This window comes from Membranihabitans maritimus (assembly GCF_021729145.1).
In the GTDB taxonomy this organism is placed as follows: domain Bacteria; phylum Bacteroidota; class Bacteroidia; order Chitinophagales; family Saprospiraceae; genus Membranihabitans; species Membranihabitans maritimus.
Window position 1 is genome coordinate 136528 of the sequence record NZ_JAJSLW010000011.1, and the last position, 18023, is coordinate 154550.

Below are 18023 nucleotides of genomic sequence, written 5' to 3' on the forward strand. Positions count from 1 at the left end.
TTTATTAATAAAATAGGAGGGAAGATATGACAAATTTGTTCTACAAGTATAGAGCACTAATGGTTTATGTATCAATATGCTTTATTTTTATGTTGAATTTTCAATCCTTGCAAGCTTCAACAGTAATTCCCTTTGAGAATTTGGGAGAAATGGCAAGGAATGGAAGTGTAGTTGTTTTAGCACAAGCGATAGGGAAAATTAATTTCTCAGATGGTCAAATTAAAAGAGAAAGAACGGAGTTTATTGTAGGTGATCGGATACATGGTAATATTGCTGATCGATTCTTTGTCCAGAATCTTGAATTTACTATAGGAGAATGGTATAGAAGTGTGTCTGGTGACGTCAATTTTGAGGTTGGGAGTACATATTTTATGATTTTGGAACCCACAGGAGAAAGGAATATCTGGAAAACTAAAATGCTTTCATATGGTGTGTTTTTAGAAGAAAACAGGAAGGACCAAAGTCTATTAGTCCCGGTTCCCGAAAGCAGGGGACTGGAGGTTATACCAATTGCAAGAAGTACACATTCTGAGCCGATGGGTGTTTATTGGAAAAGTAGGTTGATCAATCAAATGGAAGCGTATTTAAGTGGTAATGATGAGTGGAATGAAAATAATGTACTAGCCCCATATAATCTCAGCGATTTCAGGGGAATTGAGCCCAGAGAGGCCCCTTCTCATTGTAGTAATTTACGGAGTAGTTCTGAAACACCCGTAAGATGGAATGTATTTCCCGATATTCAGGTGGAAGTATATGGACATGAAGATGGTGACTCTACTGTTTCTGCAGTGAATATGTTACTTTCAGATGCTGTGGCGAATTTAAATAATAATTATTCGGGTATTAACTTAGGGTTTAGTGGTACTCACGATTATTTTCCGGATTCTTCGGAAAATTCAGCCTATGACAATGATTCATATTTAGACTATATCAGTATTAATGAAATACTGGTACAATATAATGATCCGGCTGATGAAATCTCGGATTTAAATAATTGTAGTGGAACTTTAGCCATTGGAGGAGCGTATTGGAGTACCACTTCTACTCATGCTTTTCAAGGAGAAAATTGGTATACGATTGGTGCCGGTTTTGTAGTCGTAAACAATGATTTGGGCGAGTGCCAATCGTCATCGGATTACATTTCTATGCTTACACATGAATTAACTCATGCTTTAGGAATTGGACATATTTCAGGTTCGGAAGGGGCTGCAAATATGAATCCGAATTGTTGCAATGATATTTCTTCTCTGGATATAGAATGCCTTGATTATACATACTTGGAAAGTCAGGCATTACCCTTCAATTTACTATCTTTTACCGGGGAAATATCTCATAATGTTGCCTCCCTTAAATGGGTAACCGCAAATGAAATAAATACATCTCATTTTGATATTGAGTATAGTTTGGATGGAAATTATTTTACGAAAATTCACTCAGTTGATAGCGAAAGGAATAGAAATGAACATACCTATGAATATGAAGATTTTTTGAATTATAATGGAACTCATTTTTATCGATTACACCAGTGGGATAAAGACGGTAAAGATTCGTATTCTCATACAATACAACTAACCAATAATAGAAACGATGAAGATGTTATTTCTATTTATCCTAATCCGGTGGTCGAGAAGTTACATATTGGGAATTTTAGTCAAGAAGAAATTCAATACACAATTATTAATACCTTGGGACAGGTTGTGAAATCTGAAAATTTGGTAAATGACCACATTTTGCTGGGAGAATTACAATCAGGAGTATACTTTATATTATTTAAAGTTGGCCGAAAAGATCTCCTCCATAGAATAATTGTACAATAAATAAAAATGCCTCCCATAAAGGAGGCATTGAGTAGTTAAAGCATTTATTTTTTTATATTACTGATCAGTTCGGAAAGATGGTGCCGGTAGTTTTTCCATATTGTAGAGGTTTGCTTCGGGACAATTAGAAAACCCATATCTCACAACCTGTGGGCTACTTACCTGGCTTGACCATACGGAAATTGTTTTTTCTCCCCTGTTGAAAGAAGTTTCTGCTTCTACAAAATTTCCGTCTTCGCCTGCAATTTCAAATCCTTTCAAAGGTTGGCCAAAAGTCGAAAATCCATTCTCTGCATGATCGAATGAAAGTTTGATTTTATTATCGTCACTTTTTTCCATGGATTTGTAGACAGGGCCACTGTATTCAAATCCTTCCAGCCCATAGGTCTGAGAAAGTGCCCACAGAGCCAGCCTCCTCCCTACATTTTTTTTATCACCCGGATGAATGTTAGTGCAATTTCCAATATCCATGGTACCAGCCATTCCAGCATTAGAAAGATTTTTCATAGTGTTAAGCTGTGCTTCACGGAGATATGCAGAATTTCTACCACCATAATTATAAGGAGCAATTTCTACGAAATAAAATGGCATTTCAGAATTTTTGAAATCTTTTCTCCATAAGGTGATCATATTGGAAAATAACTCGGTATAATCCTCGGCATTGCCTACATTGGATTCTCCCTGGTACCATAAAAAACCTTTAGCATTGAAAGGAACAAGAGGATTTATCATTGCATTGTAAAGAAGGGTAGGTGTCTGATGTGGCCTATCTTCAGGGACTTCGTTCGGAAATTCTGTTACTCCTGATGAGCGCAATGAAGTCTCATCCATCCAGGCTTCTACTTTAGATCCACCCCAGGAGGTGACAATTAATCCTACGGGTACTTCTAAAACATCTTCCAGGTACCTACCAAAGAAGTATGCAGCTGCACTAAATCCAGGGGCTGTGGCTGTACTTGAGACCTCCCAGGAGCCCTCCATTTCACTGATTGGTTCTGCGCTGGCATTTCTAGTAGCTGTGTACATCCTAATGTCAGATTGGTTGGCACGTAAAATAGCTTCTCCACTTTCAAAGATGGGCTGGTTTGTATATCCCTTTAGCGTCATTTGCATGTTGGATTGACCGGAACAAATCCAAACCTCACCAATCATTACATCATCGAAGGTAATATCTTCACTTCCAGAGATAGATAATGTATAAGGACCTCCGGCCGTAGGTGTTTTTATTGAAGTTTGCCATTTGCCCGAGTCATCTGTCCTAACATTAGTTTGCTGATCCCAACTTCCTTCTACAATGATCTTTTTACCAGGTTCATCCCACCCCCAGATAGCGACTTCTTCATTTTGTTGCAATACCATGTGATCTGCAAAAAATGAGGGCAGTATCGTTTGCGAAAAGGATAGAAAAGGTAAGATTGTGATTAATGTTAGAAACAAGAATGTATTGATTTTTTTCATGATTGTTAGGTTGTTTAAATTTGGCTAATGTAATAAATGTTGGAATATTTTTGGGAATATTTAGGGGAATATGAAGTTTGAAGTGTCTACAGTCCGGGGAGTGCCTAAAGTAGGAAGTCCGAGGTTAGAAGTTGGAAGTCAGGAAATCCACAATACTTAAGCCGCAAGCTTCAAGCTGGAGTCAGAAGCACATTCCGTTCCCCGACTTCCCCCGGTCGCCAAAGCTGCGAAGTTGTAGGTGGCTTCTGAAATCAACTTTAAATGTTTTAGAAACTTCAAACTTTAGGCACTTATTTGGTCAGTCCATTCTTCCTAAATGGGTATTTTTGAAGTCGTCCGGGTATTTGAGCCCGAATCCAAAAATCCGGTCCAAACTGCTATGTCCAAAAAGGATTATGCCGATCAACTCTGCCCATGGAATGGACCAGTACCATCCTATTAGCCATAGGAAAATAGCAATTCCCTTGTGATGGAAAATGTTGTAGGTAAGGGCACCTATCCTGGGGTTCACTAGATATCCCAACATCCCAATGTCGGGAACCAAAATCAATAATGGGTATAGCCACCATGGGAACGCTGTCTGGTTAAATGCGAAAACGGAAAGTAAGACCATTCCTGCTTCTTCCCACTTTATTACTGTTTTCATATTTTTTTTTAATGTTAAAAGGATAGTTGTTTCAAATTTATTCCTTTTCCAGTTGGAATTGAATTTTTACCTGGAAAGTTGCTACAAACCTTAATTCTTCCTTACATTTAGAGTTTTTCACGTAATATTATAATGCTTTTTACAAATGAATACCCGAAAAAATATTTGTTTTATTTTCTTTTCACTGTTTTGTTCTATCGGATATAGTCAGGAGACTAATTACGACGAGAGCAAGGTTCCTAATTTTGAATTACCTAAGGTATTACTTTCTAAATCTGGAAAGGATGTTTCGAGTGTAAATGATTGGGAAAATATACGAAGACCGGAAGTCCTTAAGATGTTTAGTGAACAAATGTATGGGACTGTTCCAGAAACAGAAGTAAGTGTAAATTTTGTTGTAAGGAAGGAAATTAATACGGCTTTAAGTGGCGAAGCAACTCTCAAGGAAATAGATATGATTTTCAGTAGTAAAAACGGAAGACATAAAGCTTCTTTATTATTATTTATTCCCAATGGTGTAAAGGGGCCGGTTCCCATGTTCCTGGGACTAAATTTTTATGGGAATCATACCGTCAATCCAAGTTTAGAAATTTCTTTGCATCAGAGTTTTGCAAGAAACAATCCCAATTTTTACATTTTTAATAATCGTGTGGATGATAATTCTAGGGGTGTTCGTTCTTCCCGTTGGCCTGTAGAATATATTATCCGACAAGGATATGGTTTAGGTGTTATTTATTATGGGGATCTGGATCCGGATTTTGATGATGATTTTCAAAATGGATTACATCCTCTTTTTTACAAAGATGGGCAATCCAGGCCAACGGAAAAAGAATGGGGTAGTATAGGTTTGTGGTCCTGGGGACTATCACGTGCATTGGATTATCTTGAAACGGATGTTCAGGTAGATGAAGAAAAGGTAATTGTATTTGGCCATTCCCGTTTGGGGAAAACATCCCTGTGGACAGGTGTTCAGGACGAGCGCTTTGCAGCAGCTATTTCCAATGACTCGGGGTGCGGAGGGGCAGCTTTATCCAAAAGGGAATTCGGGGAAACTTTACAAGTAATTAATAATGCTTTTCCGCATTGGTTTAATGATTATTTTACCAGGTATAATGACCAGGAGGAAGATTTGCCGTTTGACCAGCATATGTTGATCTCTTTGATGGCTCCGCGTCCGGTGTATATAGCAAGTGCACAAGGAGATGAGTGGGCGGATCCGAAAGGGGAGTATTTGTCGGGATATTATGCACATCCCGTATATGAACTATATAATATTCAATCTTATAATGATCCTACACCTCCGGAAGTAAATGAAGCTAGAATGTCTCCCGGGGTATCTTATCATATGCGATCGGGGAACCATGATGTCAAGCAATATGACTGGGTAAAATATATTGAATTCGCAGATAGGTTTGTTCGTTAGAGGAATTGTATTATGACAAATGTGAAGATTTTCATTTTTTCTTTTGTTTTTATGTGGGTGAGTTTGTTTAAATATGGCTGTTCACAAGAGTCCTTACCGCTGGGCTCACATCCTTCTTCGCTAGAATTTGATCATTTCCCAAATAAGATTTTTGCATTTATATGGCGCAACTGGAATTTGGTCGATATTAAAAAAATGGCAGAGGTAATTGAGTGCCACCCAAGAGATGTATTGGAGGTAGGGTATTCTATGGGATTGTCAGAACCACTGAATCCTTCACGGAAATATCAAAAGCAATTATATATAACAATAATTAGACGTAATTGGCATCTATTGCCTTACTCCCAACTTATGAAATTGTTGGAAATGAGTGCCGAAGAATTGGCCTTTTCCCTTCGAGAGGATGATTTCTTGTTTATCAAACTGGGCAATCTCAAACCTAAATGTAATCCATTAATATATGAAATTCCATCAGAGAGTGAATGGGAAAAGGCGGCCTGGATAAAAGGAGTAGTTGAAAACCACTTTAATGGAGATGATACTGATAAAGAACCGCGATTAAGTTTTATTAAAGACCTGTCAAAATACCAGTCTCGTGTTGCACGGAACAACGAAGAGGGATTGAGGTTTATATACTCTTATTTCGGAGTGTTTGGTGACCCGCTTATGGATCCCGATTTAGATCCTTATCCCGATGGATTACTTGCTCAATTAGCTGAATTTGGAGTAAATGGTGTATGGATGCATGTAGTATTAAATCAATTGTCACATCAATCGTCAGTATTTCCTGAATTTGGTGAGGATAGTTCGATCAGGCTGAAAAGATTGCAAACCATAGTCGATAGGGCCGCAAAATATGGTATTAAGATTTATTTATATATTAATGAACCCCGATCAATGCCAGTTTCTTTTTTTGATAATCATTCTGAATTGGGGGGCGTAGTAAAAAATGGATACCAGACTTTATGCACAAGTATTCCTACAGTGCAGGATTGGATGAAAAAAGCGTTAGAGCATGTATTTTCTCAAGTGCATGGCTTAGGGGGCGTTTTCACAATTACTGCCTCAGAAAATTTGACAAGTTGTGCATCCCATGGCCACTGGAAAGAGTGCGAAAATTGTAAAAACAGGGAGTATCCGGATATTATAGCAGAAGTAAATCATATTATTGAAGAGGGAGTGCATAAAGGCAATCCTGAAGCCAAGGTTATTGTTTGGGATTGGGGGTGGAATGGGCACGGAGATGGTACGGAGATCATCAGGAAATTGCCGGATGATGTGTGGTTTATGTCCGTTAGTGAATGGGCGCAACCCTTTCATCGCGGAGGTGTGGACTCAAAAGTCGGGGAATATTCCATTTCTGTTGTTGGACCCGGCCCGAGGGCCCGGAAGCACTGGGAAGTTGCAAATGAAATGGGACTGAATACAGCTGCAAAAGTTCAGTTTAATAATACCTGGGAATTGTCGTCAGTACCCTGGATTCCCGTGATGGACCTCATCGCAGAACATGCCGAAAATCTTACGCAATCTGGAGTGGATGGATATATGTTGAGTTGGTCTTTGGGTGGATATCCCTCTCCAAATTTAAGGATTGCTCAACAATTTAATCAGGATCCTGGTTTGTCAAAGGAAAAAGTCCTTAATGAAATGGCGAGGGAAAGGTATGGAAAGGAGTTTTCAGCCTTTGTCCGGAATGCCTGGACCGCGTTCAGTAAGGCATTTTCGGAGTTTCCGTATGGGGGAGGTGTTGTATACAAAGCACCTCAGCAATATGGGCCGGCCAATTTATTGTATGAGAATCCAACTAATTATGGAGCTACTATGGTCGGATTTCCTTACGATGACCTGGATGGGTGGCGCGGTTCGTATTCTCCCGAAAGTTTTACAAATCAATTTCGGAAGCTTTCCGAAAAGTGGAAAGAGGGTCTTGGAGAATTCGAAAAAATTTTTACTGAAGTAGATCCTGACAGAAAGGAAATAGTTCTAAAAGATTATGGTATTGCTAAAGCGGTATATCTGCATTATACCTCTGTAGCCAACCAATGCGAATTTATTATGAAGAGAGGTATCGAGTCTGAAAAAGGGCGGCTTCTGGAGATTGTTAAAGAAGAGATACAACTTGCCAAGGAATTATATGAGATTACTTGCCATGATTCCCGTATAGGTTTTGAAGCTACCAATCAATATTATTATTTACCTGAGGATTTAATGGAAAAAGTGATTTCCTGCAATTATATTTTAGATTCTTTGAAAAAGTAGTGTGAAATGCATATTTCAGGATTTAGAGTTGGTCAAAAGAAAAAAATTGGAAGGTGGATCGTAATGGGATTCTTTCTAGTGCTTGTCTTTATAACTACTTTAGGTAAAGGGAAGTCTCAGGATTCGAAAGGAAATGAACTTTATTTTACCAACCCGGTTTGGGACGGAGCAGACCCCTGGATGACGAAGGTGGATAATGAGTACTTTTATTGCTTTACAGTGAATAATGAGATTAAAGTGTCGCAATCTCTCAAGATGACGGAAATGGGTGAAATCAAGACGATTTGGGAAGCTCCTGACGATGGCTGGAATCAGTCATGTGTTTGGGCGCCGGAGATCCATTTCCTTGACGGCCATTGGTATGTTTATTATGCTGCTGGTAATTCAGGTCCTCCCTATATTCATCAACGAACAGGGGTGTTGCGTTCCAAGGATTCAGATGTATTTAGCGAATATGAGGATATGGGGGTATTGTATACCGGGGATACCCCGGAAATACCGAAAAGTAATATTTGGGCTATCGATATGACGGTATTGGAGTATAAAGATAAATTATTTGCTGTTTGGTCAGGTTGGAAAGAGCAAAGAGACACGGATAAGACTTCTCAGCATATCTATATTCAGAAAATGGAGAATCCATATACGTTGATCGGAGAGCGCGTTCTGCTTTCTTCTCCCGAGGAGAATTGGGAGACGGGAGGGCCCCTGAATCTGAATGAAGGGCCTCAGATTTTGAAAAATGAAGACCGGGTTTTTATTGTTTATTCTTGCCGGGAATCCTGGTTGCCTGAATATCGATTGGGCATGTTGTATTTAAAGAAGGGAAATACAGACATACTAAATCCGGATAGTTGGTCAAAGCGAGGGCCGGTATTTCAGGGAACCAAGGATGTTCATGGTACCGGTCATGCTAGCTTTGTCATGTCACCGGACGGCAAGGAGGATTGGATTATATATCACTCGAAAAAAGGGACAGAGCCGGGGTGGAACCGCGATGTGAGAATGCAGCCTTTTTCCTGGAAGGAGGATGGCTTTCCGGACTTTGGGGAGCCTCTACCGGCGGGTGAGGAATTGAAGAGGCCGGGAGGGGAGTGATAATATCAGGCCTTCGGATGAGCAGAATTATTTCTAGACTCTATTGTAATACTTCTCTTGTTCTTCCAGAACTTTCCAATTAAAGGGTTCGAAGACTTCTGACAGATCGACAGAGAAACCAGAAAGTACAGTGGAAGTGACTGTGATGCCACGGGTATATAACCTACTGGGGATATATTCTCCGGAATCATCCAGGATATATATGGCCAGATGTTTATCTTCCGGGCTGACCACCCAATATTCTTTTACCCCATTAAGACGGTAAAGATCGTATTTGTAGGTGAGGTCTTTTTCAGAAGTAGAAGGGGACAGGACCTCTACGATGAGATCCGGTGCACCCAGGCATCCTTTATCATCTAATTTGTCCAGGTCACAGATTACGCAAATGTCGGGTTGTACCACATTGTCAAGGATGATTTCACCAGTTTCAGTTTTTGTAAAAAACCGTACGTCAAAGGGAGCGGAATAAACCTTGCATTTTTTTCCTTTTAGAAAACTGTACATGGAATTAAAAATAATTCCCGAAATTTCCTGGTGTTTCCGTGTAGGAGCAGGACTCATCCGGGATATATATCCTTTGATTAGTTCTACGCGCTCTTTTAAGCGCCATGTGAGATACTCGGCGTACGTGTATTTTTTATTAAAATCGAGTTGTGATAGTTTGGTGATCATGGCCTCTTACTATTTATTGTAACCCATAAATATATGGATTTTTTTTGATATATCAGGTTGTAAGTCAGGTGAATATAGGAGTAGAGTCTGAAGGCAGAGATTGTTGGGAATCATTAACTACCTTTTATGAACTTCTATGATGTAAATCGAATTTTTGACTCCTTGGCAACATTTTGTTGTCTAAATAAAATTCAACTGTCTATGTTTTACGATTTTACAACATGTAGAAATCAAAAATGATTTGATCAAATTTGAAAATTATTAAAACACTACACGGTTTCCAGTACTTCCACTACACACAAATATCCAAAAATTAGTATCGATAGTATAAGTAAAATATTAATCAATACGGGATTTTTAAAGTCGCCTACCCATTCTTTCTTATTGTTCAATATCAGGAGAATGATGGCTAGGAACGGCATGAAAAATGCACCAATTATAGAGTAAATAATGACTACCCAAAGCGGTTTGTCAAAATACAAAAGTAGTACGGGTGCCAGTCCCAGGTACAACAAATATCCGTTGTAATATTTATTCTGTAGGTTATTGACCTTTAAAGTTTTCGTGAAACCTGAGGAATGGATAAAGTCACTGAATAAATAGGGGACGCCTTGCCAAACTCCTAGAAGTGAAGAGGCTACTGCTCCCCAAAAACCAAACAGGAAAATAAAACGCCCTGGGGTACCTGTCTTTGATTCCAATGTATCTGCAATAGCCAGTATAAGTTGTGAGCCGGAATATTCACCCGGCAGGTTAACTGATGAAGCGATTAACAAAACGGCTATTCCAAATAATCCTGTAAAACCATATGATATTAACAATTCCCACTTTGAGTTACGGAAATTGCTTTTTGAAGATGATTTTGATTCCCTCAGCCAATAACTATAACTCAATAATGTTACACTACCTCCTACACCTCCCAATATGCCTACCAAAAATTTACCGGAACCTTTAGGAATGTAGGAGGCTGTAGTTGTTAGTGGTAAAAAGTCTATGTCTGGTAAAATCATAGCGGCAGAAATAATCAATGTGCCAAACATGAGCCCAATGAAAAACTTAATGGCTTTTTCAAAAAAACTATATTTGCCCCAATATACTAGTGCCATTCCGCCGAATGAATGGATGATGGCCCATTGAGAAACGGAAATCCCTGGGAAAATTGAATGGGCTGCTATTCCACAGGAAGACATAAGTGCTCCTCCGACGATAAAAGTCCAAAGGAAGAGATAAATTAGAAAGTACCAGGATACCCATTTGGGGAGTTTAGCGATCCAACCTTCGAGTAGAGTAGTGCCTGTGGCAAATTGCCAGCGCCCGATTCCTTCGTTTAAAGTATATTTGAGAATTGCACCCAAAACTACGGCCCATACAACGGCGACAGTATATTTTGATCCGGCTACAGCTGCGGCTACCATATCACCTGCGCCTACACCTGTGGCCGCTACTGCAAGCCCGGGACCAATGGTTTTAATCCATTTCATATAGTAGTATGTGATTAATTATTTCTATTTAATAGAAAAGTTGGAAAATAGTAATTATTTTGAAATTTTATTTTCATAAAGTATCATAATCTCTCAGGATGAAGAAAACAGCATTATACTTAATTATTGTAATTCTATTTGGTTTTTCATGCAATCGTAAGATGTCCCCTGATATGATTGCACTGGATAAAATTTCTAATTTCCAGGATCTTTTCAATGCTTCTCTGACCCATGGCGTAGAATGTTTTAGAATCCCTTCCTTAGTAACAGCACCCAATGGTTATCTAATTGCTGCCATTGACGAGAGGGTGCCGCACTGTGGGGATTTACGTGATAACCGGGATATTAATATAGTATTGAGAATAAGCAAAGATAATGGTAACTCATGGTCAAAGGTGAAAACTGTAGTAGATTTTCCGGACGGTCAATCTGCTTCAGATCCTTCTATGATAGTGGATGGGGAAACGGGGCATATATTTTTATTTTACAATTTTATGGACCTTGATAATGAGAACGGGATCTACTATCTCCATGTTACGGAAAGTAAAGATAACGGTGAATCCTGGAGTGAACCAAGGGACATTACATCACAGGTTACCCGACAGGAATGGCATGAAGACTTTAAGTTTATAACTTCTGGCCGGGGAATACAGACGCGAGACGGTACAATTCTCCATACTCTCGTAAATGTTACTCAAAACTCTGTTTATGTTTACGGAAGCAAGGATCATGGGAAAACATGGTTTTATAAAGGCACTCCTGTAAAGCCGGGAGATGAATCCAAAATTGTTGAACTGGATAATGGCGATTGGATGATAAATTCAAGGGATAAGGAAAAGACTGGAATTCGCTATGTACATGTCTCAAATGATAACGGAGATACCTGGAAAACAAGAACTGACAAACAATTGATTGATCCGGGGAATAATGCCAGTCTGATACGCTATACTTCTGTTAGAGACGGATATAATAAAAGTCGGCTTTTATTTTCTAATGCCAAAATGAAAGATGGTCGAAAGAATATGACGGTAAGGATCAGTTATGACGAAGGTAAAACCTGGACTGAAGGGAGAACCATTTATGATGGCCCATCAGCTTATTCTACCTTGACGGTTTTAGAAAATGGGGAGATTGGGTTATTATTTGAAAAGGACGACTATTCTCAAAATTCCTTTGTCAAATTTTCGCTGGAGTGGTTGACTGAAGGGGAAGATAAATATGTAGAACCACGATAGGGAAATAATTAAAAGCTCCTATTTACCAAATGAATGGAATTATCAAACTATATGATTAGAAGAAAATATTATATTAGTTTTTATTAATTAATATAAAAAGAAATTTAATGTCTAATAATATTCGGCCTTTTGTCCTTAAAGAGACGAATTGGAAGTCTGTAAAAAAAGAAGATTATCAAATAGCAATTTTGCCCTGGGGAGCTACGGAAGCGCATAATTTCCATTTGCCATATGGTACGGATACCTATTTGGCAGAAGAGGTAGCTATACTTAGTGCGGAAAAAGCATGGGGCAAGGGGGTCAAAGCAGTAGTTCTTCCTCCTGTACCCTTCGGAGTCAATACCGGTCAAATTGATATCCCCTTGTGTCTAAATATGAACCCTTCTACACAGTTAGCTCTCCTGAAAGATTTACTTTTGGTAATTAAGAAAAGTGGTATTCAAAAATTAGTAATATTTAATGCTCATGGAGGCAATCACTTCAAACAAATGATAAGGGAGGTCTACCTGGAGTTTCCCGATATTTTTGTTTGTGCATTAAATTGGTGGCAAGTACAACCGGCAGAGAAGTTTTTTAAAGAACCGGGGGATCACGCTGGGGAGTTGGAAACTTCTGCTATTATGTATCTTTTTCCGGAATTGGTCTTGCCATTGGAGCAAGCCGGAGATGGAAAAAGCTTTCCCTTCAATCTAAAGGCAATACAAGAGGGTTGGGTATCAACTCAAAGGGTATGGAGTAAGGCTACCCGGGATACGGGAGTGGGTAATCCTCAATTTTCCACTTCCGAAAATGGAAGAAGATTTATAGAAGAGGTGTCAGGTTCGGTTGCAGAATTTTTTGAAGAACTAGGAGGTTTATCCCTGGAGGATTTATATAGTGATTCACAGGCAGAGCAGAATTAAAAGACGATTTAAAAGGATTCAGGTCCCAGTTAGAATTTGCACAAATCTGGTTATAATTGTATGTAAAGATTACATTTGAATATGATATTTTGCGTATCAATAATAAACTACAATAATGATTAGTCGATTAGTCTGGATTTACTTCTTTTATTGCTTTTTTACATTGTCAGTGGAATTAGAGGCGCAGGATGTTATTAGAGCTGAACATTATATTGCAGCCATAGAAAAGGATCGATTTCATGGTTGGCCTGCAAATAATGGATTATGGTTTTGGGAAGACGAAATATTGGTGGGTTTTACACAGGGAGACTATGCTATTCAGGACGGACATAATATTACTGGAATTCAAGAAAGTTTGTTTACACGGAGTAAGGATGGTGGTATTAACTGGACTGTTTTTGATCCGGAAAACTTTTTAGACGATGCGAACGAAAAATGGCTTCCAAATGGCAAAAAGCATTTGGAATCTGCCCTTGATTTTAGACATCCCGGATTTGCTTTGAGGGTGTTTTCTTCGGGGTATCATGGTAATGATGACCCTGAAGGAGGTTTTTATTATTCTTACGATCGCGGTCAAAATTGGAAAGGTCCTTTTTTCCTCGGAGAGGTAAAAGATAGCAGGGAATTGAAGAAAGTTGATATTCAAGCACGGACAGATTATATTATTTTAGGCCAGCGAGAGATGCTTGTTTTCATTACTGCCGGAAATGATAAAACGAAAAGAATTGGATGTATAAAAACGACAGATGGCGGACAGACTTTTGATTTTTTGGGGTGGGTTACACCCCGAAAGAAAAAAGTAAGGCATATTATGAGTAGTTCGGTTCAACTTTCAAACGATAGATTTCTGGTAGTAGACCGTAAAATTTCAAAAGATAAAGAAGATAATTCTGTGGAGTCATATATTTCTGAAGATGGTGGAAAAACCTGGAAATCAAACGGCACTGTCAAAAAGTTTGAATCCAGTTCTAATCCCCCCGCAATCTTAAGGTTGGCTGATGGTAGAATTATTTGTGTATACGGGGACCGCCATAATAGTGTTATGGCGGGTAAGTATAGCAGCGATGAAGGAAAAACCTGGGGGAAAGAATTTATAATAAGAGACGGATTTAGAGATGTGAAAAATACCTGGGATTTTGGATATCCCAGGATCGCACAGAATAATAGGGGGCAATTGATTGTTGTCTATTATTGGTCTTCACCACAACACCAGCAGCAACATATAGCGGCCACTATCTGGGATCCTGAGACCGTCCAAATTCCTTCTTACAAAGAAAATAGGTAGAAATTGTTGATATAAAAGCATTAATGAATAGTTTTATCTATTAAACTATACAATTTCGAATCTATATATGATGAAAACTCAATTAAAAAAAATTGGAGAATTTTCGGTTGGATTACTACTTTTATTAACCTTTTTCTTCGTAGGTAAAGGGATAGCAGGTCTTTTGCCATTTTCTATTCCCGGGAGTGTGATTGGAATGATTCTTATATTTACAGCACTTTCATTAAAAATAATAAAACTTAAATGGATTGAAGCAGCATCAATGGTTTTACTTGGATTGATGGGATTATTTTTTGTTCCTTATGGAGTGGGTATAATTGATGCATGGTATTTAGTAGAAAGCTGGGGATTATATATCATTCTAATTGCAGTTTTGACTTCTGTAGCAACATTCGCCATTTCTGGGACCTTGTTTAAACTCTTAAAGAAAAGGTAATTATGGGATGGTTAATGTTGGTAACCATATTATTGTTTTGGCTGGGTAACAAGCTGTATAAGGAATTACCTATTTTACTTTTTGTACCTGTTTTTTTCGCAGTTTCTGGTTCAATCCTATTCCTCTGGATTTTTGATTTTACCTTCGATCAATATTTCAAGGAAAATGAAGCTATAACATTCTTTCTTGGTCCTTCAGTTGTTGCACTTGGTGTATTATTATTTAAACAGGTTCGTAATGTCAAAAAGAATTTAACACCTCTTGTATTATCTATTGGTGGAGGTACTTTGATTAGTGTATTTTCAGTAATGGTATTCACTTTGGTATTTCAGTTGCCTGATGATTTAAGTGCCTCCTTGGTGCCTATTAGCATTACGACACCAGTGGCAATTGATGTTGCGAAAGGATTGGGTGGTGATCCCGGGATTACTTCGGTAGTGGTTATTGCTATAGGTATTTTTGGAAACATGTGTGCTCCGTGGATATTACACAAACTGGGAATTATAGAAAGTGAGGAGCTTGGAGTCGGCATTGGGACGGGTAGTCATGGAATTGGTACTGCCAGAGCTATTCGAATACATGAGAAAGCAGGCCTGTATAGTGGATTAGCAATGGCCATTAATGCCGTTATAACTGTATTTCTGGCACCAATTATTTGGGGTTTGTTTCATTAGGTATCATGGCGGATTTGGATTGATTACGGTAATTGCTGGGAGAACTTCCATATTTCTTAATGAATAGCCTGTTGAAGTTGGATAGGTTTTTAAACCCCGATTGAAAGGCAATTACTGATATTTTTTCATCGGAGTCGATCAATAGTTGGGTAGATTTAGAGAGTTTTATTTCATTAATATATTCGATAAAAGTTTTGTTTGTTCTTTTCTTAAAAAAGTGACAGAAGGCAGATGGTGTCATGTATAATATTCTACTGATAGTAGTTACTGAAATTTCATCATTAAATACATTTTCTGAAATGTATTCCAGGACTTGTGCCATACGGCGGCAATCTTTACGGGATGTATGAATGAAGCGATGGGTAAGGATTTGTTTAGAATTTTCTGAATGATCTGACAAAATACATAGGATTTCTAAAAACCTTACTAGTCTTAGCCTCAATGGTGCCTTATATAATTCAAATAGTTTGTGTAAAATACTTTGTATTTCAGAAAAATGTAATCCCAGTTGAGCCCTTTCTATCAAGCTTTCCAAAACTTGCCATTCAGGTACGTTGCTTAAAATACGTGCTATTTTGTTGTTGTGCCATTGTATGACAATTGCCTCTGCAATTTTACAATTGTTATCGGTAATCCATGCATGAGGAATTTTTGAACCCAAAAGAACGAAGTCTCCCGGTTGAAATGGTTCCTTTTGTCCTCCGATATATCGGGTCCCGTAACCACGGATAATAAGTGTTAATTCATACTCCGGATGTTGGTGATAAGGGGCATCAAATTTTTGGAGCTGTATATACTTTATATTAAGAGTCTGGCCATAAGGAATAAGAATGGATTCGTCGTATATCTTCACTGTATTATATTGATTTTTTTACCACCGAAAAAAATAAAATATTCAATTTAGTATCACAATTAAGCAAATTTCGGGTAGATATTTAAAGATTATTGATTTTACTTTGTGGTATAACATTTTAATTATTGAGATTATGAAAGATTTATCTTTTGTTCATGCGCCTATCAATGATCTTTTCTCTTTTGAAGATTTGAAAACTGATTGGAAGCAATATAAGCTTTCGCAAGACCAGTTGAACCATTTTGAAGAATTTGGTTATGTAGCAGGTGTAAAAGTTCTGGAACCCGAACATATAAGCATCCTACGCGAAGAATTACAGCATATTTTTGATATGAATGAGAGTGAGCAAGGTCTGTTTTATGAATATTATTCTAATGAGTCAGGAAATCCGGATACTACCTTATTTCACGCATTAGGAGCCTGGCGGGTTTTTCCCGGATTTCACGATATTTTATGGAATCCCTCTATTTTAGTGCCTGCAATGCAATTACTAAAGGGAGATGTTCGATTTTGGCATGATCAGTTATTTTGCAAGCCTGCCAAACACGGAGGAGTCGTTGCATGGCATCAGGATTACTCGTATTGGACCCGGTCCAAACCTATGCAACATTTAACCTGCTGGATGGGACTGGATGATGCTACTCTGGAGAATGGATGTATGCATTATATACCTGGTAGTCATAAGTGGGATTTACTTGATATGCCTGAATTGGGAGGAGATATGGACAAGATTCTTGATTATTTGGATGAAAAACAACAGGCTGATTTCAAACCTGTACCTATCGAACTTAAGCAAGGGTATGCAACCTTCCATCATCCTTTGTTAGTTCATGGTTCATATGAGAATCATTCTGAAAGACCTCGAAGGGGTGTTGTTTTGAATTATTTTAAGGATGGAACATTCAGTGATACGGATGAACCCCTTCTCCCGGGTACACCTTCTATAAAAAGGGGGAATCCTATTGAAGGACAGTTTTATCCGAAACTATTAAGTGTGGACCAATTAATATGAGTATTCAATCAGCCTGTATTATTCGGGATTGAGTGCAGGTCTAATATCTGTGTCAAAATGATCCATTAATTCATTTAGGTCCAAATTACCTTGTATAGAGAATAATTCCCGGTGCGGAGCGTCCAATTTCTGTAGGATTTTTAATAATTGCAATTTTTCCAACTCTGTGATGGGAGAAGTTACCATGTCACATATAGAACTGATCTTATTCAGTATTTTATAAAATTCTTTCCTACCCAAAGGGGTAACTTCTAGAATTTTGACTCTTTTATCTTCTTTAGAAGGAGTTTTAGATACAATTTTTTTCCTTTCAAGACGGTGTATTATTTCAGATCCGGTAGGTTTTGATTGTATATTTTTTTCAATCAATTGGGATTGATTTTTAGATCCGGTAAAAATTAAGTTAAGCACATAAGAAAATTCATCATATGTATCAAAAATAGAATCGGTTAATGCCAATTTTATATAATGTAATTTGTAACGGGATAAATGAGTTACGAGGGAACATGCAATAAAATGTGGATCAACTCCGCGTCCTTTGCCCGGCCATTCTAATTCTTTATATATTTCCTGAGACTCTTTTTCACCTTTATATTTTTTATTCAACCACTCTCTAAACTCAAATAGTGATACGTCTCTTTCGTTAAAGTTATTCTCTAGAGCAAAGTCTTCTATTTCTTCAAGAACATCCTTTACTAGTTTAATTCCATTCATGGATCAAAATCTGATTCAAAAATCCAAATTACAATCTTTTGCGTAAAAATATTAGAAATTC

The 18023-nt window shown here is 38.1% G+C and carries 16 protein-coding genes; 10 read left to right on the plus strand and 6 right to left on the minus strand.

Annotation, left to right across the window (positions count from 1 at the left end; all coding sequences use genetic code 11):
* Positions 1 to 26: 26 nt before the first annotated feature.
* Positions 27 to 1817, plus strand: coding sequence for a zinc-dependent metalloprotease (locus LVD47_RS14480; protein ID WP_236977958.1), 1791 nt, complete (start codon positions 27 to 29; stop codon positions 1815 to 1817).
* 57 nt (positions 1818 to 1874) lie between these two features.
* Here the strand turns inward: LVD47_RS14480 and LVD47_RS14485 are convergent, their stop codons facing one another.
* Together LVD47_RS14485 and LVD47_RS14490 are read right to left on the minus strand one after the other, a co-directional pair.
* Entirely contained in the window at positions 1875 to 3275 is a 1401-nt protein-coding gene (locus tag LVD47_RS14485) for a sialate O-acetylesterase (protein ID WP_236977960.1), read from the minus strand.
* 298 nt (positions 3276 to 3573) lie between these two features.
* On the minus strand, positions 3574 to 3921 hold the full coding sequence (locus LVD47_RS14490) for a DUF4260 domain-containing protein (protein WP_236977961.1): 348 nt from the start codon (positions 3919 to 3921) through the stop codon (positions 3574 to 3576).
* 145 nt (positions 3922 to 4066) lie between these two features.
* Here LVD47_RS14490 and LVD47_RS14495 point away from each other — a divergent pair, with 145 nt between their 5' ends.
* The 3 genes from LVD47_RS14495 to LVD47_RS14505 are packed head-to-tail and all read left to right on the plus strand — an operon-like array spanning position 4067 to position 8698.
* Positions 4067 to 5344, plus strand: a complete 1278-nt coding sequence (locus LVD47_RS14495; RefSeq protein ID WP_236977963.1) for an alpha/beta hydrolase family protein — start codon at positions 4067 to 4069, stop codon at positions 5342 to 5344.
* 21 nt (positions 5345 to 5365) lie between these two features.
* Entirely contained in the window at positions 5366 to 7603 is a 2238-nt protein-coding gene (locus LVD47_RS14500; RefSeq protein ID WP_236977965.1) for a hypothetical protein, read from the plus strand.
* A gap of 6 nt (positions 7604 to 7609) precedes the next feature.
* Positions 7610 to 8698 carry a glycoside hydrolase family 43 protein gene (locus LVD47_RS14505; RefSeq protein WP_236977967.1) on the plus strand — a complete coding sequence of 363 codons (1089 nt, stop codon included), beginning with the start codon at positions 7610 to 7612 and terminating at the stop codon, positions 8696 to 8698.
* Between the two features lie 33 nt (positions 8699 to 8731).
* On the opposite strand, the gene LVD47_RS14510 is transcribed toward LVD47_RS14505, so the two are convergent.
* Together LVD47_RS14510 and LVD47_RS14515 are read right to left on the minus strand one after the other, a co-directional pair.
* A complete protein-coding gene (locus LVD47_RS14510; RefSeq protein ID WP_236977969.1) occupies positions 8732 to 9370 on the minus strand; it encodes a Uma2 family endonuclease in 639 nt (212 codons plus the stop codon).
* A 269-nt stretch (positions 9371 to 9639) separates the two neighbouring features.
* Positions 9640 to 10851, minus strand: a complete 1212-nt coding sequence (locus tag LVD47_RS14515; protein ID WP_236977978.1) for an Nramp family divalent metal transporter — start codon at positions 10849 to 10851, stop codon at positions 9640 to 9642.
* A gap of 98 nt (positions 10852 to 10949) precedes the next feature.
* Between LVD47_RS14515 and LVD47_RS14520 the strand changes: the two genes are divergently transcribed.
* The 5 genes from LVD47_RS14520 (at position 10950) to LVD47_RS14540 (ending at position 15383) form a co-directional block, all read left to right on the plus strand.
* Positions 10950 to 12086 (plus strand): sialidase family protein, encoded by a 1137-nt coding sequence (locus tag LVD47_RS14520; protein WP_236977980.1) that lies wholly within the window; start codon positions 10950 to 10952, stop codon positions 12084 to 12086.
* Positions 12087 to 12193: 107 nt separating this feature from the next.
* Complete coding sequence (locus LVD47_RS14525; RefSeq protein WP_236977988.1) at positions 12194 to 12988, plus strand: creatininase family protein; 795 nt, start codon at positions 12194 to 12196, stop codon at positions 12986 to 12988.
* Positions 12989 to 13103: 115 nt separating this feature from the next.
* On the plus strand, positions 13104 to 14273 hold the full coding sequence (locus LVD47_RS14530; RefSeq protein WP_236977990.1) for an exo-alpha-sialidase: 1170 nt from the start codon (positions 13104 to 13106) through the stop codon (positions 14271 to 14273).
* A 70-nt stretch (positions 14274 to 14343) separates the two neighbouring features.
* The gene (locus LVD47_RS14535; protein ID WP_236977992.1) at positions 14344 to 14709 is read left to right on the plus strand and encodes a CidA/LrgA family protein; all 366 of its coding nucleotides are present in this window, start codon (positions 14344 to 14346) and stop codon (positions 14707 to 14709) included.
* A 2-nt stretch (positions 14710 to 14711) separates the two neighbouring features.
* The gene (locus LVD47_RS14540) at positions 14712 to 15383 is read left to right on the plus strand and encodes an LrgB family protein (protein ID WP_236977994.1); all 672 of its coding nucleotides are present in this window, start codon (positions 14712 to 14714) and stop codon (positions 15381 to 15383) included.
* Here LVD47_RS14540 and LVD47_RS24120 read toward each other — a convergent pair.
* Positions 15361 to 16236, minus strand: a complete 876-nt coding sequence (locus LVD47_RS24120; protein ID WP_236977996.1) for an AraC family transcriptional regulator — start codon at positions 16234 to 16236, stop codon at positions 15361 to 15363. The genes LVD47_RS14540 and LVD47_RS24120 overlap by 23 nt on opposite strands.
* A 133-nt stretch (positions 16237 to 16369) precedes the next feature.
* Here LVD47_RS24120 and LVD47_RS14550 point away from each other — a divergent pair, with 133 nt between their 5' ends.
* The gene (locus LVD47_RS14550) at positions 16370 to 17248 is read left to right on the plus strand and encodes a phytanoyl-CoA dioxygenase family protein (protein WP_236977998.1); all 879 of its coding nucleotides are present in this window, start codon (positions 16370 to 16372) and stop codon (positions 17246 to 17248) included.
* An 18-nt stretch (positions 17249 to 17266) separates the two neighbouring features.
* Here LVD47_RS14550 and LVD47_RS14555 read toward each other — a convergent pair whose 3' ends face one another.
* Positions 17267 to 17962 (minus strand): MarR family winged helix-turn-helix transcriptional regulator, encoded by a 696-nt coding sequence (locus LVD47_RS14555; protein WP_236978000.1) that lies wholly within the window; start codon positions 17960 to 17962, stop codon positions 17267 to 17269.
* Positions 17963 to 18023: the final 61 nt, after the last annotated feature.